This is a genomic window from Legionella rubrilucens (assembly GCF_001468125.1).
GTDB classification, from domain to species: domain Bacteria; phylum Pseudomonadota; class Gammaproteobacteria; order Legionellales; family Legionellaceae; genus Legionella_C; species Legionella_C rubrilucens.
Map to the genome: position 1 here is coordinate 511,271 of NZ_LNYT01000022.1, position 20,058 is coordinate 531,328.

Sequence of the window (20,058 nt, forward strand, 5' to 3'; positions counted from 1 at the left end):
TTTAATGACTGAGCTCCCCAAACAAGTTCATCTCCATGCGTTCCCTGACTTCCCCGGAAGTCAGGTTTTTACTTAAAAGGTAAAGCAGCTTGCAATGCGCCGCTTCCGGCGTCATGTCATGGCCGCTGATTAACCCGGCTTCTTTTAATGTATGCCCCGTGGCGTATTGATTCATCTCGACCCGCCCCTGCTGGCATTGGGTGCAATTCACGATGATGACGCCGCGATCGCAGGCTTCCCTGAGGATGTTTAAAAAGCGGGGATCCTTGTTCTGCGCATTGCCGGCACCGTAGGTTTCTAACACCAGTCCCTGCAAGGGTTGCTGCAACAGGTAGTTCAGCACATCCGCCGCAAAGCCCGGAAACAGGCGAAAATTGGCAATAAAATGCGGCTGTATGGGTTGCAGATGGAAGGATTTTGAAGGCGGTGGCAACAGATTGTCGTAATACAATTCAATGTTGATGCCAATGGAGGCCAGATGCGGGTAATTGGGCGAGTCGAAGGCATCAAAGCTTTGCGCACTGATTTTGCGGGACCGGTTGCCGCGCAGCAGGCGTTGGTTGAAGTAAATGCAAACCTCGTTGATCGGCTGATGGGCACACAACCACAGCGAGGTGACCACATTGTCCAGTGCGTCATTGCGCACTTCGGCTAAGGGAATCTGCGAACCGGTGATGATGACGGGCTTGGCTAAATTTTCGAGCATAAAGGACAGCGCCGAGGCCGTGTAGGCCATGGTGTCGGTCCCATGAAAAACAACAAAGCCGTCGTAATGCTCATATTCCTCGGCAATGTCCCTAGCGATTAAATTCCAGTCATTGAGCGTCATGTTGGAGGAATCAAGCAGGGGCTTGTATTCTTTTATGGAATAGAATGGCATCTCCTGATGACGCAAGGCGGGCACCAGCGCCAGAGCGGCGGAAACATAGCCTTCCGCCGGTTCATAACCGTGTTCGGTTTTCACGGAGCTGATGGTGCCGCCGGTATTAATAATAAGTATTCTTTTTTTCATGATGAGGACTAATTTATTCTCTTTTAATTATAGCGTTCATTGCCTGCTGTCTTCCAGAATGACGTGACGATTACGCAAAAATAATAATCGCCTTGACAGCCTTCGATTCGTAGTGATGAAATTACCGCCAGAGATGATGTCAAGGAGACCGGCATGACCAAAAGTAAACTGGAAGAATTGCAACTTGAAATGGAAAAGGTTTTCTCGCCACTGGAAAAGCGCAGAGAAAACTACTTAAGCACCTTAAAAAAAGTAAGGTTACAGCTCTGCAGCTATTTTTTTAATGAAAAAAACCAGGATTTGCATGAAAGGGCGGCCAGTGGGCAGCAATGGTTTGACTGGGAGGACGTCAAACCCGGTATGGAAAATTGTTTGCCTGAAGAACAAGTTCTGGCAGAGCGCGCTAACGAACTGCAGTCACAGTCGCCCGTCAGAATAAGCATTACCGAGGCGCTGGATTACCAGGTTGCCCAGAGCGGGCTATCGCTTCAACGGGTAAAAATGGGGTATGAATTTAAACCGGAAAAACCTTATACCCCAAAGGCTCAGCTTTTTATGCAGCAATTTGCCGGCGCTTTGAGTATTTACCGTGTGTATTTAAACATTTATGAAATTTATTGCTGCAATTACCCGTTTTTAAAAGTGGACAGTCATAAACAGTGTTTGGAAAAGGCAACGGACATCCACAAGGAAACACAGCAGGCCTCATACGATGCCGCTCTGATTTTTCATGAGGCCAAGGACAATGCCCGTGTCATTAAAACCTTGCTGGCGGCTATCCGAGAAGGGCAGGAGGACTTCGATCATGCCATGAAACTGCAGGCCGCTCATCTGGCTAAGCAATTTGAATTGGCTGCCGAAGTCATTGAAGATTGCTATAAGAAACACCCGAACAGTTCCCTGTTGTTTTTTGCTATGGATTCTGAATGGCAGCGTTTACTTAAAGGCATAGCAGCTGACTTATTCGAAAATCAATACACGTATTCTTCTTTTGGCGGAACGCTGACCATTTTGCCTAAATTCATGGAAACGGTCATTGCTGAAATCATGCAATTTTACCTGGTTGCGTGTGAAAACCAGATTCCCTATCGCGGAGAACTGTTGCGTAGAGCTCTCCATTTGACGTCCGAGGTGATGACCAAGCTCCGAGTGGACGCGGCGATCAAGGACGTGTCTCTCGACATCCAGATGGCGACGCCTGAGTCCCAACCATCCGATTTTCCATCCTTGTATGCACTGTATGGTTTGTGCCTTAATCCAACAGCAAAATCGGCCCCAGAGGAATCCTTGAAGCAGTCTGATTTGGCCCCCTATTCGTTAAGTCAGCAATAATCGCAGATTTATTTGCCAAGGTCTTGCAGTTTATGGAAAAATTATGCCATTAGTGATTTAGTCTAAGCAGTGATGAGATGGTGATTGATCGTGCCGGGTATCGGCTGAATGTAGGGATCATCCTGGTTAATGACTCTGGACGGGTTTTTTGGGGGCGAAGGCACGGTCATGATGCCTGGCAATTTCCGCAGGGCGGTTTGGCGCAGGGGGAAACCGCACTGGATGCCATGTTTCGTGAGTTGCGGGAGGAGGTGGGTCTTGATAAAGAAGACATCGAAGTCTTAGGCTCTACCCGGCGCTGGCTTAAATACCGCCTCCCCAAACAATATTTGCGCCATGGCAGCGAACCTTTAGTCATTGGTCAAAAGCAAAAATGGTACCTGTTGCGGTTAGTCGCCAGCGAGCAGAAAGTGCGTCTGGATTTAAGCGATTCACCCGAATTTGACAGCTGGCGCTGGATTGATTACAACGAACCGCCGGCGCAGGTTATTTTTTTTAAACGACAAGTGTATGCCCAGGCCATGAAGGAACTGGAGTATTTATTAAAAAAACGCCGTAGCCCATTCAGCCACCGCCGCAAGCGAGGTAATCATAATCGATAAATGTTAAAAATTCTCAAGCGCATCGTACAGGACGTCACCACAGCCAACCATTTGACAGAGGCTTTGGACATATTGGTACAACGGGTCAGAAAGGCTGTTGATACCGATGCTGTCTCTGTTTACCTCATTGACAGCAAGCATGCCGAATACGTCCTGATTGCGACTGACGGATTGAACAAACAGGCCCAGTTTCGCGTACGGGTGGGTTTGGACAACGGTATCATTGGTCTGGTAGGGCGCCGTGAAGAACCCATCAATGTCGAGGATGCGCCCAATCATCCTGATTTTCACCACGATCCGCTGCTGGAGGAAGAGCAATTCAAAGCGTTTCTTGGTGTGCCCATTATTCAGCATCGTAAATTATACGGCGTGATTACCGTGCAGCAGTCTGAACGGCGCTGTTTCGACGACGCGGAAGAGGCGTTTTTAATTACGCTTGCCGCCCAGCTCGGCGGCATTATTGCCCATGCTGAGGCGACAGGAGAACTGGCCGAACTCACTCAGCCAAAACCCATAGGTGCCCAGAAGGCCGATGTGGTACAGACTTCATTAAGCGGAATAGGCAGCGTGCCGGGCATCGGGATTGGCAGTGCCGTGGTCGTTTATCCGCCCGCAGACATTGACGCCGTACCGCGTATCCCTGTTGAGGAAGCGGATGTCGATGAGGAAGTGACGACCTTTTATGACGCCCTGCAGGTGGCCCGCGAGGACATGCAACGCTTAAGCCGGCGCATGAAAAGCAATGTCGCGGAAGAAGAACATGCTCTGTTCGACGTGTATGTCCGTATCCTCGATGACGAAAGCCTGGGCGCGGAAGTGGAAGAGGTGATTCGTCAGGAAAAACTAAGCGCTCAGGCGGCCTTGTCCGTCGTGATTAAAAAACACGTGCAGCAATTTGAAAGCATGGAAGATGAATACCTGCGCGAGCGCGCCAGCGATTTTCGCGATCTTGGCCGGCGTGTACTGGCCGAATTGCAGCGCGGCCAGCGTGAGGAAATCACTTACCCGCGCCGCACGGTGCTCATTGGTGAGGAAATCCCTGCCTCGGCGTTGGCTGAGGTGCCCAAAGGGCAGCTCGTGGGTGTGGTATCGGCTCGCGGCGCCAATAATTCCCATGTGGCCATTTTAGCGCGTGCCCTGGATGTGCCCACCGTGATGGGGGTCAGGGGGTTAAAAGTCGAGCAGTTAAGCGGTCGTGCCATTATTGTCGATGGCTTTCTCGGGCATATCTATCTTTCGCCGTCCAAATCGGTATTGGCTGAGTTTAAAAAGCTTGCCAAAGAAGAGGAAGCCTTGAATCAGAGTTTAGTCAGCCTGCGCGACAAGCCGGCGGAAACCCTCGATAATTATCGGATTTCTCTCCAGGTGAATACCGGCCTGGCGATGGATGCGGGCCTGTCCATGAGTGTTGGGGCTGAGGGAGTCGGTCTTTACCGGTCTGAAATTCCATTCATGAGCCGCGACAGGTTTCCTTCCGAAGACGAACAATACATTATCTACCGTCAAATCCTGAAGGCCTTCGCCCCGCGTTATGTGACCATGCGCACGCTGGATATTGGCGGCGATAAAACCCTGCCTTATTTCCCGGTCGAAGAAGATAACCCTTATTTAGGCTGGCGGGGCATCCGCATCACCCTGGATCATCCCGATGTGTTTTTGATGCAAATCCGTGCCATGATGCGGGCCAGTGAAGAATTAAACAACCTTAAAATCATGTTGCCTATGGTCACAACCCTGGGCGAGGTGGAAGAAGCGATTTTGCTGATTGAGCAGGCTTATCGTGAATTATTGGAAGAAGGCTGCAACATTGAAAAACCCCGTCTTGGCGTGATGGTGGAGGTTCCCGCTGCCGTTTATCTGGCTCGCGAATTGGCGAAGCGTGTTGATTTTCTCTCGGTTGGCAGCAATGATTTAACGCAGTACTTATTGGCAGTCGATCGTAACAATGCCCGGGTGGCAGGCCTCTATGATGCGTTTCACCCGGCCATGTTGCAGACCTTGATGAAAGTGGTGGAAGGCGGGCATGCTGCGGGCGTCGAGGTCAGCATTTGCGGCGAGATGGCCAGCGATCCGCTGGCGGTTATTTTATTAATGGCCATGGGTTTTGATATTTTAAGCATGAATTCGGTCAGTTTACCTCGCGTCAAATGGGTGATTCGCAATTTCTCGTTAGCCAATGCCCGTAAAATTTTAGCCGAGGTACTTGAGTTTGAGCACCCCCAGGCCATACGCCTGCACCTGCAGCGCGCGCTGGAAGCGGAAGGCCTGGGCGGCCTGATTCGGGCCGGGCGGTCCTAGATGCCGGATCTTTTATTCACCTCCCTGATTTATGCTGTAGCCGGTGTAATTGCCGGTTTGCTGTCTGGCATACTTGGCATTGGCGGCGGCCTTGTGGTGGTGCCGGCCCTGCTTGCTATTTTCCAGCAGCAAGCCGTGATCCCGCCTCCGTTAAGCATGCATTTTGCGGCAGGGACATCGTTAGCCGTGATGATATTTACCTCGCAATCGTCCATTTATTCACACTTTAAACTGGGCGATATTTTATGGGGAGTTTATCATCGTTTATGGCCGGGTATTTTCGTCGGTGTGATTGCTGGCGCTGTCAGTGCCTATTTTATTCCGACGCGGGTGCTTGAGATTATTTTTGGTCTCTTTTTGTTGTTAGTGGGTGTTAAAATGCTTCGGGAAGAGAAAGTAACCCGGCATCGCCAATTCCCTCGCGGATGGGTTAATGCCCTGGTGACAGGGATCATCGGTTTTAAATCAGGATTGTTAGGCGTTGGCGGCGGCGTGCTGATTATCCCCTACCTTACTTATTGCGGGGTGGATACGAGAAAAATTGCTCCCGTATCCTCCTTATGCACTCTAACGGTGGCTCTTCTTGGCACCCTTATTTTTATTCTGACCGGCAGCCGGGAGTCAGGACTGTCTGCTTATGCCACCGGGTTTATTTATTGGCCGGCCGTGGTCGCTGTGGCCATCCCCAGTGTGTTATTTGCACCCCTTGGTGCAAAATTAAATTATATTCTGCCTGTAAAACAATTGCGTTACGGTTTTGTGGTCATTTTGTTTTGTACAGCGCTGACCCTGCTGTTCTGACACCAATTTATTGAGGTTATCATGCTGCCATTTCCCTCCATTGATCCCGTTGCCTTTTCCATTGGCCCCCTGCAGGTGCATTGGTATGGGTTAATGTATCTTTTTGGCTTTGTCATGGCCTGGCTGCTTGCGCATTGGCGGGCGAAACGGTATTCGCTTGACTGGAGCAGTGAACAAATCAGTGATCTGATTTTTTATGCGGCCATCGGCGTTATTCTAGGCGGCCGCTTAGGGTATATGCTGTTTTATGGGACTCAGCAACTCCTTGCCAACCCCTTGTCCTTGTTAAAGTTATGGGAAGGCGGTATGTCGTTTCATGGCGGATTGCTGGGGGTGATGGTTGCTCTGGCTTTGTTTGCCCGTAAAACCCAAAAAACCTTCCTGCAAGTGGGGGATTTCATCGCACCGCTGGTGCCTTTGGGATTGGCTGCCGGTCGGGCAGGGAATTTTATTAATGGTGAACTGTGGGGGCGGGTAACGACTGTCCCCTGGGCCATGGTATTCCCCCACTCTGATGGGCTGCCGCGGCATCCGTCGCAACTGTACGAATTGGGCCTTGAGGGGATTGGTTTGTTTATCCTGCTCTGGTGGTATGCCTCCAGACCGCGTCCGACAGGGCGGGTATCGGCTTTGTTCTTAATCGGGTATGCTATTAGCCGGATGTTTGTCGAATTTTTCCGGGTACCCGATGTGCAATTGGGTTATTTGGCATTGGGTTGGTTAACCATGGGGCAGTTGTTATCAATTCCCATGCTTATTTTAGGACTCTGGTTGTGGTGGCGGGCTGAATCATGAAAACATATCTTGAATTATTACAACATGTGCTGGATAAAGGGGTAAAAAAATCGGATCGTACCGGTACCGGTACCCTGTCGGTGTTTGGTTACCAGATGCGTTTTAATTTACAGGAGGGCTTCCCTCTGGTCACAACCAAGAAATTGCACACGCGAAGCATTATTCATGAATTATTGTGGTTTTTAAAAGGCGATACCAACATTGCCTACCTCCATGAAAACGGCGTGACCATCTGGGATGAGTGGGCTGACAGCGAAGGCAATCTGGGACCTGTGTACGGACAGCAATGGCGCTCCTGGCCGGCGGCGGATGGCCGTACCATCGATCAATTAAGCGATCTGCTTCAGCAGATTAAGAACAATCCTGATTCAAGGCGGTTGATTGTCAGTGCCTGGAATGTCGGCGAACTCGACAAGATGGCTTTAATGCCCTGCCATGCCCTTTTTCAGTTTTATGTCGCCAACGGTCAGTTATCTTGCCAGCTTTATCAACGTTCTGCCGATATTTTTTTAGGCGTGCCGTTTAATATCGCCTCCTACTCCCTGCTGACCCACATGATCGCGCAACAGTGCAATCTGGGTGTGGGGGAGTTTATCTGGACTGGCGGGGATTGCCACCTGTATTTAAATCATCTTGAGCAGGCCCGCACGCAATTGGCACGCGAGCCGTTGCCTTTACCGCAACTGCACTTGGCTCGTCGCCCGGACAGCCTGTTTGATTACCGGTTCGACGATTTTGTCTTTGAAAATTATCAATGCCATGCGGCAATCAAGGCGCCCATTGCGGTTTAACGTGGCGCAATCGATACCAACCTGACTGCTTTACCGCGGCTTGCCGCGGTATGCAATTAAACAGGGTCTGAGGCTAAACCGACTGATAAGGATTCACAGACTGAGCCGACGTCTCCAGTTGTCGGTTCAGCACGCCCGTGGTTATAAACAGTTGCGCCAGATAATAAGTGAGCATGACGGCCAAAGGCATCCAGCGCGAAGGAATAACAAAGAGGCCCAGGCCCAGCAGACTGTCCGATACCAGGAAAAGGCAGGCGCCAGAAATAATCGTTCCTGCCTGTTGCTTTACCTGGAAAGCGGAAAAAACCATGGTCAGCAGGGCAATGAGATACACCAAAATCGGGATGGCCAACTGTCCAAAGGCTGTATGAAAATAGCTGTAGCCGCTAACAGCAAGACTTAAAGGAATTAAAAAAATCAACAGTCGATTGCGGTTAAACTGAAAATCACGCAAAAAAAGGTTGATGTAAACACAATGGGCCAATAAAAAGCACACCATCCCAATCATGAACGCGAGCTGGCTTGGGTGAGTTAAAACGACATCACCCGCTAAAGAAAAGCCAAGAGCCAGGGTGAGCAGGAGCTTAATCATGAAATCCTGCGGCATGGTTTTAACCAGGATCATCAGGCAGACTATGGGCAGCGGTTTTAAAATCGTGGTCAGAGGGTAGTCAATAAAAGGCAGCAGCAAAAGATAAAGAAAAGCAAACAATAAAAAGAGATTTAAAATCCGTTTGGGCAGTTCGTGAGGCATGATTACCATCCAGTTGGTAGAATGGTTCATTTTAACGATTTCATGCGAATGAAGATATCCCTGTTTTTACGTATTGATGATTAAAATTTTGTCAACGGCGCCAATGTATGATTTAATATTGCCCGTGTTGTTTTACTATGGATCTTTTGATATGAAAAAAACAATCGTTCTGATCATCATGAGTCTGGTTTTCTCATCCGTGTATGCCAGCAAACTCAGCCATTATTTTAAGAAAATGGAAGAGGAAGATCGCGCCAATCAGCAGCGTGAATTACAACAGGACATGAATTTCGCTGATTTTGCTTTCCGCCTTGATAAACGCTACACCGATGAAAATGGTCAACGCTGCCGCGATTATGTATTCCGTTCCCGCAGTAACCCTTATCGTCACGGTTATTTTACTGTCTGCGATGAGCGGTAAGCTTTAATCCCGGGGCGTTTTAAACAACGCAACCCGGGATTTACCCTTTCAATGTTCAGGTAATTTACCGCTGCTGGTGATAAGAAGGGGTGTTCCTGGATTCGCTTCCATTGCCTGTTTGACCAGTATCCCGCCATGGATGGGTGTGCCGGTCCAGTCCGCAATCAAGGTCGGGAAGTCGGGTTTGGTGTCCTCTACCCACCAGGCCCAGGCAGTATAATGAACCTGATGATCATGAATGTATTTCAGGATGGCGGCGTAAGATTGCTTGTAGGTATCCGGAACGCTGTCCTTTGAGGTTTTCGGGAAATGATCCCTCATGTTATCGCCAAATTCGGTAAAAATGACCGGGTATTTGCCGATAACGCCCTGTAAACTTGCGCTGATTTGTTCATAAGGCCGCTGATAGGGATGGGAGCCATAAACAATGTTTTCTCCCTTGATTGCATAGTGGTAATTGTCGCCGGCATTCACAAAACTTAAATCAAATCCCCACGCCGTGCCATTCACAATGCAGATGTTGTTTGCGCCGGCAGCCCGAATGGCATCAACCAGCTCCTGATAGCCCGCGTAGGTGGCGTTACCTTTAAGCCAGACGTCTTTATCAATGACCGGTTCATTGAATAATTCAAACATGACGGTGCCGTAATCTTTGTATTGACGGGCGACATCCTGCCAGAATTTAACGGACGATCCCTTAAAAGCCATGGGGTCCTGGCCGTCTTTGTCAATCCAGTGCAAATCGATGATAACCGCCATGCCATTTTGCGTGGCATGGTAAATGATGGCGTCGACTATTTGCTTATAGGAACCTTTGACATCCGCCGGTTTGGACTCAAGCCAGCTCTTTTGTTTAAGCGAGAGCCTGATGGTGTTGGCCCCCCATTTTTTCATGTTCAGAAGATCGTCTTCGCTGAGAAACTGACCCTGTTTATTCCATTCGAGCGAGGGTCTTGCCATTCCACGTATGACAATGACATGGCCCTCATTATCAACAATTTGATTGCCCTTGACCTTCAGCAGGTAAGGTTTCGATGTATCAATTGAATACACGGCCGGCGTGGCGCGCGGTGTATCAGCAAAGGGGCCGGCATCGGTTGGTTTATCCGGAGTGACAATGCTGCCTTTGTCGGACACGCGGATGATCCATTGTCGGGGGTTGCCAGGCTCCTGCCTGATTTCAAGACCATCAATGTAATAGCCGTTTTTTGCGTCATTGCTGTATTTTTGGAAACTGACAATCGAACCATTATTCAACAGCGTCAGGGTGCCATAGTAGTTATTGTTTTCATCATAAATATTCCATACGCTCCATTGTTTGTCCGCCTCGGCATGGGTAGGGATCCCGGCGCCGGCATTTTGCTGGCAGTTGCCATAGCCCGCCCGGTACTGCCCCCAGGACTTGCCGCCATTGGCTTGCAATTGAAGGCTTAAATTGGGTTGGACGCCTGTGCCCAGGTAGTTGCACAGGGATTGTTCTGCGGCGTAAGACGTGACACTCAGAAGTAGGGTGAATAATAAACTGAAGCGGCGAGTGACTTGTTTTAGATCTGGTATCATAGGCATGGATTACGGCGAGTTCTATTGGTTAAATAATAATCTATTTTTCTAAATATCGTAGGGTTTGATGTAAAATCAAAGGGTATTTTTACCACCCAAGCGCTGCTAAAAAGCGCGTAAGCATATCATTTTGTTGCAATACCATCCAGTTTTGCTGCGGGTTTTCCCTGAAAGACGTAAGGGTTACTCTTGCGTTACCCCCTTAAATTTGTTATTTTGGACGATGTTTGTATAAAAAACAGACATTGCTTGATCAAGCAGGCAACAGGGCGGATAGCCCGTATTTTCAGTAATTAACGAAGGATGTTATATGTCTTCTCATGACGCAGGGGTAGTAACAACGGAGACTTCGCTCAAAGTTTCTGAGTGGCAGAAGCAGGATACGATCTGGATGCTTGGGCTGTATGGAACAGCCATTGGCGCAGGCGTTCTTTTCCTGCCTATTGATGCCGGGATGAATGGCATTTGGCCTTTATTGATCATGGCCGTGCTCGCATTCCCAATGACTTATTTTTCTCACCGTGCCCTTTGCCGTTTTGTGTTATCCGGCTCAAAACCCAAAGCCGATATCACCGCCGTTGTTGATGAACATTTTGGGGCGCTGGCGGGTAAAGTCTTAACCTTCCTCTATTTTTTTGCCATTTACCCTCTTCTGCTGATGTACAGTGTCGCCATTACCAATACGACACAAAGTTTTTTGATTAATCAGCTGGGAATTACGCCGCCGTCACGGGCTGTATTATCCATTACCCTGATTCTGGCGTTAATGGCCATTATCCGGGTGGGACAGCAGTTTGTGGTAAAGGCCATGAGTGTTCTGGTTTACCCGTTCATCACCATGCTCATGCTCTTGGCGCTTTACTTAATCCCGCACTGGAATGGGGCCATTTTAAATCAATCCGCCGCGATTGACCCTAACGGGCATGGTTTACTGATGTGCCTGTGGCTAATCATTCCTGTCATGGTGTTTTCATTTAATCATTCACCGATTATTTCTTCCTTCGCGGTCCACCAGAAACAACAGTATGGCCATGATGCGGATCGCCGAAGCAACCAGATCTTACGCTACAGCCACTTGATGATGGTGTTGACGGTGCTGTTTTTTGTCTTCAGTTGTGTGTTCAGTTTGTCGCCACAGGACTTGGCAGAAGCCAAGCGGCAGAACATTACCATTCTGTCTTACCTGGCAAACCATTTTAACAATCCGCTGATTGCTTATGCGGCCCCTTGCATTGCTTTTATCGCCATTTCCAAATCATTCCTGGGGCATTACCTGGGAGCCAGTGAAGGTATGCACGGTTTACTGGTCAAATCCATGGCCAAAAAACACGAAGCCGACGGCAAACGCTATCAATTGTACTTAGCGATTGATATTTTCATCATTATCACCTGCTGGATCGTGGCGACCATTAACCCCAGTATTTTGCGGATGATTGAAACCCTGGGCGGGCCGGTGATTGCGATGATTCTGTTCTTATTGCCCATGTATGCGCTGTTAAAAGTTCCGGCAATGAAACCTTATCGCCACAGAATTACCGATGGCTTTATCACCGTGATTGGCTTGATTGCTATTTCTGCCATCGTTTATGGATTGATATCCTGGTAAAGGGTTCATCTGGTGCAAAGGCGGGTTATCCCGCCTTTTTTGTCAATGCGCCTCATCCCAGTTGAGGCCCACACCGACAGACACCTGCAAAGGCACGGAAAGTTGTACAACATTTTCCATTAACGACGGGATAGTCTGCCGGCAAAGTTCAACGGCCTCTTCATGCACTTCAAACACCAATTCATCATGAACCTGCATGATCATGCGGGCTAAAGGTTCTTTTTGCTGATTTTGCCAATCGGCTACCGCCAGCATGGCTTTTTTAATGATGTCGGCGGCGGTGCCCTGCATCGGGGCATTGATGGCTGCACGTTCGGCGGCTTTCTGACGCATGATGTTGCGCGTATTAATTTCCGGCAGATGCAGACGGCGGCCAAATAAAGTTTCGACATAGCCTGATTGATGAGCCTGTCTGCGGGTACGCTCCATGTAATCCAGGACCCCGGGGTAACGTTTAAAATACGTTTCCATGTAATATTGGGCATCCTGACGTTCGATGCCTAATTGTTTGGCCAGGCCAAAAGCGGACATGCCATAAATCAGGCCGAAATTAATTGCTTTGGCACGGCGGCGATGTTCCTGAGTAATGTTGTCAAGGCTGACCTGAAAAATTTCGCTGGCTGTGGCCGCATGAATGTCCCATCCCTGAGCGAAGGCTTTAAGCAAATTGGGATCCTGCGACAAATGCGCCATGATGCGCAACTCAATCTGAGAATAGTCAGCCGCCATGATGCGGTGATGAGGGGGAGCAATAAAGGCTTTGCGGATAAGGCGTCCTTCTTCACTGCGAATGGGAATATTCTGTAGATTGGGATCACTGGACGACAGGCGTCCGGTTGCGGCCACCGCCTGATTATAACAGGTATGGACACGGTGGGTACGCGCGTTAATGCGTTTAGGCAGAGCATCAATGTAGGTCGAGACCAGCTTGCTCAAACTGCGGTATTCAAGAATAACGGCAGGCAATCGGTAATCAAAAGCCAGTTCCTGCAGAACCGATTCGGCCGTCGATGGTTGGCCTGTGGGGGTTTTGGTCAATACCGGCAATTTCAATTCATCAAACAGAATTTCCTGCAACTGTTTGGGGGAATTTAAATTAAAAGGCCGTCCCGCCAGTTGCACTGCTTCCGCTTCCAGCGCAACCATGCGCTCTTTCAGGCGCAGCCCATGACGTGTTAGCGTGTTTTCATCGATAAGCACCCCGTGGTTTTCAATTTCTGCAAGCACAGTGACTAATGGCATTTCAATGTCATTCAAAACCTGTCTAAGCGATGAATCCAGTTGGGGATAAAGGGCTTGATGCAGCTTGAGCGCAATGTCGGCCTCTTCGGCGGCATAGGGCGCTGCCATGGCAATCGGGATCTGGTCAAAAGGTAATTGTTTGCTGCCCTTGCCGGCAATTTCCTCAAGGTGTATGGTTTTGTGGCCTAAGTATTTCAATGAGAGCGATTCAATGTCGTGACTACTGCTGCTGCTGTTTAAAACATAGGATTCCAGCATGGTGTCGAAGGCGAGGCCGCGAAGAGTAATGCCGTGGTTTTTAAGAATGCAGTAATCGTATTTGAGGTTTTTGCCGATTTTGCCAATGATGGGGTTTTCTAAAACCGGCTTTAAGGCATTTAAAACCAAATCCGCCGGCAGTTGCCCGTCCTGATTGGCATGGCCGATTGGAATATAGGCCGCACCTTGCGTATCCGTAGCCAGGGCAAGCCCAACGATTTGGCCATCCACCGGATCAAACTGAGCGGTTTTCGTATCCAGGCTGAACTGGCTGCAGCCATTCAGTTGGGTAACCCACTCGTCAAGGTCGGCTGCAGTAGTAATCAGGGCATAGTGAATGACAGACGGTTGTTCTTCGAGAATGTCGATTTGCAATTGCTGCTGGGGTTCTTTGCTGCTCAGTAATTCTTTAAGCCATCCCTTAAATTCAAGCTCACGGACCAGGTCGATGAGTGTCTGCTGTTCGGCTGCCTGAATGACCAATTCATCAAGGGTCAACGGCAATTCAACGTCGGTTTTGATGGTCACTAAGCGTTTGGAAAGCGGCAAATGCTGCAGGGCCTCCCGCAGATTCTCACCGATTTTACCGCTGATGGCATGAGCATTGGCTACCAGGTTATCGAGCGTTTGATACTGTTCCAACCATTTAGCGGCTGTTTTAGGGCCGCATTTGTTCACGCCTTGGATGTTATCGACGCTGTCACCAATTAAGGTCAGGTAATCAATGATTTGTTCCGGTTTGACGCCAAATTTCTGATAAACCCCATGGCTGTCTAATAATTGATTGGTCATGGTGTTAATGAGGGTCACCTGCGGATTGACCAGTTGGGCCATGTCCTTGTCGCCGGTGGAAATGATGACTTGACGGCCTTTGGCCGCGGCCAGAACGGCGAGGGTGCCAATGACATCGTCTGCCTCTACTCCGTCGACAATGAGCAAGGGTAAACCCATGGCTTTCAGCAACATCAGCAGGGGTTCAAACTGGCAGCTCAAATCATCGGGCATGGGGGCGCGGTGAGCCTTGTATTCCGGGTACCAGTCATCGCGGAAGGTTTTGCCTTTGGCATCAAAGATAACCGCCAGATGCTGCGGTTTATAATCCTTGATTAGGCGTTTGACCATGTTGGCCACCCCATAAATGGCGCCTGTGGGTTTTCCTTTGGAATTGGTTAAGGGCGGCAACGCATGGAAAGCGCGGAAAAAATAGGATGAACCGTCAACCAGAATTAAAGGGGATGTCATTATTCACTCGCTTCATATTGAGCTAAACGCTCACTTAACTCATTGACTTTCTCGCTTAAGGCTTTTAAGTTTTTCCGCATCAGCGGGATACGCGTCACGGAAAGTTCCTGCTCAATGGCTTTGTCGCGTGGACGTGCCGGATTGCCCAGATAAATATTGCCTTCCAGCAAATGTTTTTTAGGTGGAACACCGGCCCGCGCGGCTAAAATAACCCCGTCATCGATGCGCACATGATCGCTGACCCCGACATTGGCAGCGAAAATGACATGGTTACCACTGGTGGTACTGCCGGCGATGCCTGTGAAAGCACAGAGGATATTGTGCTGCCCCAGTTTAACGGAATGCGCAACCTGAACCAGATTATCGATTTTCGTTCCTGCCCCAATGACTGTAGAACCCAGTGTGGCCCTGTCAATCACCGTATTGGCGCCCACCTCCACATCGTCTTCGATGACTACATTGCCAAGATGGGGCATTTTGAGGTGTTGTCCATCAACAAAAGTATAGCCGAATCCATCTGAACCAATGACGGTCGCCGCATGAATACACACACGCTGGCCAAGTTGGCAGCCATCATAAATGGTGACGTTCGGATGCAGGGTGGTGCCGGCGCCAATCGTTACTTTTTCGCCAATGTGGACATGGCCTTTCAGGATGCACTCATCGCCAATCACCGTCTGTGCGCCGATCACCACGTAAGGGCCGATGTAGACATTTTTACCAATGATGGCGTCGGGTGCAATCACAGCGGTAGCATGAATCCCGGGGACGGGCTGCGGTTGCGGATAAAAGTGGTTGAGTAACTGGATAAAGGCTTTAATCGGGTTTTTAACCTGGATAACGGGTTTGACGTCGCTGGTGACCGACAAATTCACCAGAATGGCGGCCGCTTCCGATTGCTCGGCAATCTTCAAATTGTCATTCCCGTCAGCAAAAACCAGCGAGCCGGCAAGAATATTATCAATGGGGGATATGCACTGGATAAGTAATTGTTCATCCCCTACCACCGTACCGTGTACCCGATTTGCAATTTCAACTAAAGATGCCTTCATCAACGAACCTATATAAACCATGCAAAATAGCACGATTATACCGCGATGCGGGATTAGTTGCGAATCATGTTTTATTGCCCGTCATGGCCTCAGGGATATCTCCATTAAGAAGCGCTTCTGAGCAGCAGGGCGGCGTTGGCTCCACCAAAAGCAAAATGTTGCGACAAGGCGATATCGACCGGCTGTTTGCGCGCTTGATTGGCGACATAATCCAGATCGCAGGCAGGATCCGGCTCGCTGAGATGAATGGTCGGCAGCAGCAGATCTTCCTTTAAGCTTAACGTAGTGGCAATGATTTCCATGGCACCGGCGGCACCAATGGGATGACCGGTCATGGCTTTTTGTGCGGTAACGGGTATATCGTAAGCACGCTCACCGAATACACGCTTGATGGTCTTTGTTTCGGTGATGTCGTTTAGTTCAGTGCCTGTGCCATGGGCATTGATGTATTGCACGTCATTGATGCTGAGACGGGCATCATCAAGCGCCGCCTGGATGGCACGAACCTGGCCGTCAGAATCCGGCGCGGTGACATGATAAGCGTCGCAACTGGCGCCAAAGCCAATGATTTCGCCCCAAATGGTCGCGCCCCGTGCGCGGGCGTGATGGTATTCTTCGAGGATGAGGATTCCCGCGCCATCAGCCATCACCATGCCGCTGCGATTTTTATCGAAGGGTCGGCAGGCCAGAGCGGGATTTTCATTCTGGGTTGACATCACCCGCAATTTGCACCAGGCTGCCATGATGGTTTCCCACAACAGGGATTCCGTTCCACCGCAGAGGGCAACGCTTAACCTGCCTTCGGCTATTTGTTGATAGGCATTGCCAATGGCTTCCGCAGACGAAACACAGGCATTGGAAATGGTGGAATTGGGGCCGCCTAGACCAAACGCAATGGCAATGTGATTGGCTACGGAATTGGGCATGCCGCGGATGACGCTCAACGGTGGGATTTTCTTCCACCCTTCACTAAAAAAAGCCTGATAAGCGGATTCCAGTTCAGGCGTTCCGCCTAAGCTTGTACCGATGTAGGTACCGGCTTTTGCTAATTCAGCCTTGTTTAAACCGGCGCGCTCAATGGCGTGATGACTGCAATAAAGCGCGTATTGAGTGGCTCGCGGGTAGCGTTTGCTTTTATCAAATTCCGGGAGATGGGCTAAGGAAAAATCGTGGATTTCGCCTGCAATCTGGGTGGGGTAGGGGCTGGGGTCATAATTTTGAATGCGCTTTATCCCGCATTGGCCTTTAACCGCTGCCGCCCAAAAATTGTCTAATCCGTTACCGATGGACGACACGATCTCCATGCCAGTGATCACCACGCGCTTTTTCATTCCATACCCTCAGGGCTTTCCGTAAGCAATAAAAGGCAATACTAAAGGGGGGCAAGAAAACCTGTCAAGCGAATTGACACTTCTTTCGCAGAGGGGTAGGCGGCAGAACGCAGCCCGTTGTTTTATAACCGTTATTGCTGACCGCGAGCCATACTCGACACCAGCATGATTCGCAAGGAATCAATCGGTATAAACCAGTAGTCGTGTTCATAAAGGACGCTGAAGCCATGACGAAGATACAGATCAAGCGCACCGCGATTGGTGGTTTCAACATCCAGCTCCTGCCGGTCTTTTCCCTGGGTTAAGGCATGATTGATGCAAAATGCCAGCAATTCGCTGCCCAGGCCCTGGCGTTGATAGTCAGGAAGAATTGCAATGTCGGAAAACAGGGCATGGGTTTCCTGCCAGCGGATATGGGCCTTCCCGACAGGCTTTCCATCCAGCAGGGCAATGAAAATGCTGTAATCATTATCATCGAGCAGGGTAATGAATCGCGACGGCACGCTCATCTGCCCCTCTTTAAAGCAGGCATCGTCAATGGCACACAGCGTCTCGACGTCGTTAAATTCCGCTTTTCTCACAGTCAGGCGGGGTTGATTAAGCAGAATCGGTTTATACCCGTTGCGCTGCATGTGGTATTCGGTTTGCTGATAGCTAAAACCTGAATTGGCAAGCCAGGATGCGTTCAGGTTAGACGGCATGGAAAAAATGACAAAATCCATCTGCTTGGCGGTTAACAGGGGAAGGATTGTTTCCAGCAACAAACGGGATAATCCTTGACGGCGGTGAGAGGGGGCTACCAGCAAGCTGATTTCACAGGCATTGGAATAGAAAAAATAAACACTTAAAAAGGCAACCAGTCTGTCCTTTTCATAGTAGAGCACGTTGCTTTCCGTGTCTCTCTTTTGAGTGAGAATATGCCGGTAAAAAGCCGGCAATCCGCCATCAGCCTGCCTGCACACATCCAGCAATTGATCAAAGTCTTTCAGTTGTTGTCCAGTGATATGACGGTTGCAAATTAACATGGGAATCTTTGTTAAAATAAAATAATTATTGCACAAATTCAGATCTTTTTGTGACGCAACTGCACACAGCGGCGTAGCAAAAGCGGCCAATCGTTTCTTAAGGTCTGGTAAATTAACACATTGTTACTCGAATGTATCGTCATTGGCGGCTTTTTGCGCAGAAGACGTTTTAGTGAACCAGTAGCGGTAAACTACCGGTAACAGAATAAGCAATCCCAGACAAAGCAGGGGTAAAAAAATGTGCGGGTGAAAAATGATCGTCAGATCAGGTGTTTTATTGCGGGCAAATAAATAATTTAAACTGCTGCCGACGCTTGCATAAATCAGGGTACCGGGAAGAATGCCCAGAAAGGTGGCGGCAATGTAAGTTTTGATTGGCACATTCAGTAAGGCAGGCACAATATTAACCAACCAGAACGGAAACAACGGGATGATGCGTAAAACCAGCAGGTAGGTGAAGGCGTTTTTTTGAAATCCTTGACGCATTACAGCCAGGTTGCCGCCGGCTTTTTTATTCATTAAATCCATAAAAGCAAACCGCACGGCAAAATAAAGCAGTACGGCGCCGGCGGTGGCGCTGAAAGCGACATAAATACTGCCTAAGACCGTGCCGAACAACAGCCCTGCCGTTAACGTGAGTAATAAGGCACCTGGGATTGAAATGGCCACGGTAACAATGTAGGTAAGCATAAACAGCGCTGTCACGACAACATAATGAGACGAGGTCCAGCGTTTCAGTGTCTGATGATGGTGTTGTAACTGCTCAAAATTCAAATAGTTATGCAGCCCCAGGCTGAAAAACAGACCTGCGGCAACAAGAAGCAGCAACAGAGGTGACAAGCGGTACAGCCAGGTTTTAATGCTTGAATAAGTAGAGGTATTGTCCATAACCCTCCTTTTCCATGTCCTGTTTTGGAATAAAGCGCAGCGCGGCTGAATTCATACAGTAACGTAAACCGGTCGGTTGTGGTCCATCGTCAAATACATGCCCTAAATGGGAATCGCCATACCGGGAGCGCACTTCAGTGCGTTGAAAAAATAACCAGGAACGCTCTTTCTTCAAGACCACGTTCTTTAAAGAAATAGGTTTGGTAAAACTCGGCCATCCTGTCCCGGAATCGTATTGGTCGGTGGAACTGAATAACGGTTCGCCGGAAACCACATCCACATAAATCCCTTCAGCCTTGTTATTCCAGTAGGCGTTATCAAATGCTTTTTCAGTCGCATTTTCCTGAGTTACCTGGTATTGCAGGGGTGTTAATTGTTTAAGACGGCTGGCTTTGTCGAAGGACGGCGCTGCCAGAGCGACACTGGTTGAAAGCAGGAATAACAGCAGCGGTTTAATGATTGACATTGTTCCACACCTCATGAATACGCGCATCGCGACCGCAGCGGTAACGGTAATAATTGTAACGCCAGTTATGTTTCTGGTAATAATTCTGGTGGTAATCCTCGGCTGCGTAAAACTGAGTTGACGGGACCACTTCGGTGTACACGGTTTTGAATCGTTTTTCCATGGCTTTTTTACTGACCAGAGCAATTTTTTTCTGTTCGTCATTTAAATAAAAAATGGCACTGCGGTATTGTCGGCCATGATCGCAGAACTGACCATCTTTGGTGGTTGGATCAATATGCCGCCAGAAAAAATCAACCAGTTGCCTGTAACTCACCACATCGGGATTGTACATGACTCTCACCGCCTCGGCATACCCCGTACCCCCGGCGGATACCTGCGCGTAGGTCGGATCCTTGCTGGTGCCGCCATCAAAGCCGGCGACAGTAGCCAGTACTCCTTTCACCTTGTCAAAATCGGCCTCCACACACCAGAAACAGCCGCCGGCAAAAATGGCTTCTTCCACCTTGGCATAGGCTGAATTAAAAATAAGCATCAATGCACACACGAACCCTTTGACCATGAGAGCCTCATTGCATACTT

General features: G+C 49.2%; 18 protein-coding genes. 8 read left to right on the plus strand and 10 right to left on the minus strand.

What is annotated here, in order from left to right; translation table 11 throughout:
* Position 1: 1 nt before the first annotated feature.
* Positions 2-1,012, minus strand: a complete 1,011-nt coding sequence (ansA, locus tag Lrub_RS14105) for an asparaginase (RefSeq protein WP_058532731.1) — start codon at positions 1,010-1,012, stop codon at positions 2-4.
* Positions 1,013-1,165: 153 nt separating this feature from the next.
* Between ansA and Lrub_RS14110 the strand changes: the two genes are divergently transcribed.
* The 6 genes from Lrub_RS14110 to thyA all read left to right on the plus strand — a co-directional run bounded on the left by Lrub_RS14110 (position 1,166) and on the right by thyA (position 7,631).
* A complete protein-coding gene (locus tag Lrub_RS14110) occupies positions 1,166-2,344 on the plus strand; it encodes a hypothetical protein (RefSeq protein ID WP_058532732.1) in 1,179 nt (392 codons plus the stop codon).
* Positions 2,345-2,421: 77 nt separating this feature from the next.
* Positions 2,422-2,946, plus strand: coding sequence for an RNA pyrophosphohydrolase (locus Lrub_RS14115; RefSeq protein WP_058532733.1), 525 nt, complete (start codon positions 2,422-2,424; stop codon positions 2,944-2,946).
* A complete protein-coding gene (ptsP, locus tag Lrub_RS14120) occupies positions 2,947-5,244 on the plus strand; it encodes a phosphoenolpyruvate--protein phosphotransferase (protein WP_058532734.1) in 2,298 nt (765 codons plus the stop codon). It abuts the gene before it with no gap.
* Positions 5,245-6,045: a sulfite exporter TauE/SafE family protein gene (locus Lrub_RS14125; protein ID WP_058532735.1), complete on the plus strand. Its 801-nt coding sequence runs from the start codon at positions 5,245-5,247 to the stop codon at positions 6,043-6,045. It abuts the gene before it with no gap.
* A gap of 21 nt (positions 6,046-6,066) precedes the next feature.
* Positions 6,067-6,840: a prolipoprotein diacylglyceryl transferase gene (gene lgt, locus Lrub_RS14130; RefSeq protein WP_058532736.1), complete on the plus strand. Its 774-nt coding sequence runs from the start codon at positions 6,067-6,069 to the stop codon at positions 6,838-6,840.
* Positions 6,837-7,631, plus strand: a complete 795-nt coding sequence (thyA, locus tag Lrub_RS14135; RefSeq protein WP_058532737.1) for a thymidylate synthase — start codon at positions 6,837-6,839, stop codon at positions 7,629-7,631. Before lgt ends, thyA begins: the two co-directional genes overlap by 4 nt.
* A 73-nt stretch (positions 7,632-7,704) precedes the next feature.
* Here thyA and Lrub_RS14140 read toward each other — a convergent pair whose 3' ends face one another.
* Positions 7,705-8,385, minus strand: a complete 681-nt coding sequence (locus tag Lrub_RS14140) for a lysoplasmalogenase (protein WP_133134104.1) — start codon at positions 8,383-8,385, stop codon at positions 7,705-7,707.
* Between the two features lie 151 nt (positions 8,386-8,536).
* On the opposite strand from Lrub_RS14140, the gene Lrub_RS14145 reads away from it, so the two are divergent.
* Positions 8,537-8,806, plus strand: coding sequence for a hypothetical protein (locus Lrub_RS14145; RefSeq protein WP_058532823.1), 270 nt, complete (start codon positions 8,537-8,539; stop codon positions 8,804-8,806).
* 48 nt (positions 8,807-8,854) lie between these two features.
* Here the strand turns inward: Lrub_RS14145 and Lrub_RS14150 are convergent, their stop codons facing one another.
* Positions 8,855-10,366: a glycoside hydrolase family 5 protein gene (locus tag Lrub_RS14150; protein ID WP_058532739.1), complete on the minus strand. Its 1,512-nt coding sequence runs from the start codon at positions 10,364-10,366 to the stop codon at positions 8,855-8,857.
* 310 nt (positions 10,367-10,676) lie between these two features.
* Between Lrub_RS14150 and Lrub_RS14155 the strand changes: the two genes are divergently transcribed.
* Complete coding sequence (locus Lrub_RS14155) at positions 10,677-11,972, plus strand: serine/threonine transporter (RefSeq protein WP_058532740.1); 1,296 nt, start codon at positions 10,677-10,679, stop codon at positions 11,970-11,972.
* Between the two features lie 42 nt (positions 11,973-12,014).
* Here the strand turns inward: Lrub_RS14155 and polA are convergent, their stop codons facing one another.
* From polA to msrA, 7 genes are all read right to left on the minus strand, one after another.
* On the minus strand, positions 12,015-14,714 hold the full coding sequence (polA, locus tag Lrub_RS14160; RefSeq protein WP_058532741.1) for a DNA polymerase I: 2,700 nt from the start codon (positions 14,712-14,714) through the stop codon (positions 12,015-12,017).
* Positions 14,714-15,766 (minus strand): UDP-3-O-(3-hydroxymyristoyl)glucosamine N-acyltransferase, encoded by a 1,053-nt coding sequence (lpxD, locus tag Lrub_RS14165; protein ID WP_058532742.1) that lies wholly within the window; start codon positions 15,764-15,766, stop codon positions 14,714-14,716. The genes polA and lpxD overlap by 1 nt, the downstream gene beginning before the upstream one ends.
* Before the next feature lie 104 nt (positions 15,767-15,870).
* The gene (locus Lrub_RS14170; protein ID WP_058532743.1) at positions 15,871-17,097 is read right to left on the minus strand and encodes a beta-ketoacyl-[acyl-carrier-protein] synthase family protein; all 1,227 of its coding nucleotides are present in this window, start codon (positions 17,095-17,097) and stop codon (positions 15,871-15,873) included.
* A 131-nt stretch (positions 17,098-17,228) separates the two neighbouring features.
* Positions 17,229-18,122 (minus strand): GNAT family N-acetyltransferase, encoded by an 894-nt coding sequence (locus Lrub_RS14175; protein ID WP_065235783.1) that lies wholly within the window; start codon positions 18,120-18,122, stop codon positions 17,229-17,231.
* 123 nt (positions 18,123-18,245) lie between these two features.
* Complete coding sequence (locus Lrub_RS14180) at positions 18,246-19,010, minus strand: TVP38/TMEM64 family protein (RefSeq protein ID WP_237760823.1); 765 nt, start codon at positions 19,008-19,010, stop codon at positions 18,246-18,248.
* Positions 18,979-19,476, minus strand: coding sequence for a peptide-methionine (R)-S-oxide reductase MsrB (gene msrB / locus Lrub_RS14185; RefSeq protein WP_058532745.1), 498 nt, complete (start codon positions 19,474-19,476; stop codon positions 18,979-18,981). Before msrB ends, Lrub_RS14180 begins: the two co-directional genes overlap by 32 nt.
* The gene (gene msrA / locus Lrub_RS14190) at positions 19,463-20,038 is read right to left on the minus strand and encodes a peptide-methionine (S)-S-oxide reductase MsrA (protein ID WP_058532746.1); all 576 of its coding nucleotides are present in this window, start codon (positions 20,036-20,038) and stop codon (positions 19,463-19,465) included. Before msrA ends, msrB begins: the two co-directional genes overlap by 14 nt.
* Between the last annotated feature and the right edge of the window lie 20 nt (positions 20,039-20,058).

Bases quoted from the DNA above. Each gene is read 5' to 3' on its own strand.
- ansA (WP_058532731.1), bottom strand. From the start codon at position 1,012: ATGAAAAAAAGAATACTTATTATTAATACCGGCGGCACCATCAGCTCC.
- Lrub_RS14110 (WP_058532732.1), top strand. From the start codon at position 1,166: ATGACCAAAAGTAAACTGGAAGAATTGCAACTTGAAATGGAAAAGGTT.
- Lrub_RS14115 (WP_058532733.1), top strand. From the start codon at position 2,422: ATGGTGATTGATCGTGCCGGGTATCGGCTGAATGTAGGGATCATCCTG.
- ptsP (WP_058532734.1), top strand. From the start codon at position 2,947: ATGTTAAAAATTCTCAAGCGCATCGTACAGGACGTCACCACAGCCAAC.
- Lrub_RS14125 (WP_058532735.1), top strand. From the start codon at position 5,245: ATGCCGGATCTTTTATTCACCTCCCTGATTTATGCTGTAGCCGGTGTA.
- lgt (WP_058532736.1), top strand. From the start codon at position 6,067: ATGCTGCCATTTCCCTCCATTGATCCCGTTGCCTTTTCCATTGGCCCC.
- thyA (WP_058532737.1), top strand. From the start codon at position 6,837: ATGAAAACATATCTTGAATTATTACAACATGTGCTGGATAAAGGGGTA.
- Lrub_RS14140 (WP_133134104.1), bottom strand. From the start codon at position 8,385: ATGCCTCACGAACTGCCCAAACGGATTTTAAATCTCTTTTTATTGTTT.
- Lrub_RS14145 (WP_058532823.1), top strand. From the start codon at position 8,537: ATGAAAAAAACAATCGTTCTGATCATCATGAGTCTGGTTTTCTCATCC.
- Lrub_RS14150 (WP_058532739.1), bottom strand. From the start codon at position 10,366: ATGATACCAGATCTAAAACAAGTCACTCGCCGCTTCAGTTTATTATTC.
- Lrub_RS14155 (WP_058532740.1), top strand. From the start codon at position 10,677: ATGTCTTCTCATGACGCAGGGGTAGTAACAACGGAGACTTCGCTCAAA.
- polA (WP_058532741.1), bottom strand. From the start codon at position 14,714: ATGACATCCCCTTTAATTCTGGTTGACGGTTCATCCTATTTTTTCCGC.
- lpxD (WP_058532742.1), bottom strand. From the start codon at position 15,766: ATGAAGGCATCTTTAGTTGAAATTGCAAATCGGGTACACGGTACGGTG.
- Lrub_RS14170 (WP_058532743.1), bottom strand. From the start codon at position 17,097: ATGAAAAAGCGCGTGGTGATCACTGGCATGGAGATCGTGTCGTCCATC.
- Lrub_RS14175 (WP_065235783.1), bottom strand. From the start codon at position 18,122: ATGTTAATTTGCAACCGTCATATCACTGGACAACAACTGAAAGACTTT.
- Lrub_RS14180 (WP_237760823.1), bottom strand. From the start codon at position 19,010: ATGGACAATACCTCTACTTATTCAAGCATTAAAACCTGGCTGTACCGC.
- msrB (WP_058532745.1), bottom strand. From the start codon at position 19,476: ATGTCAATCATTAAACCGCTGCTGTTATTCCTGCTTTCAACCAGTGTC.
- msrA (WP_058532746.1), bottom strand. From the start codon at position 20,038: ATGGTCAAAGGGTTCGTGTGTGCATTGATGCTTATTTTTAATTCAGCC.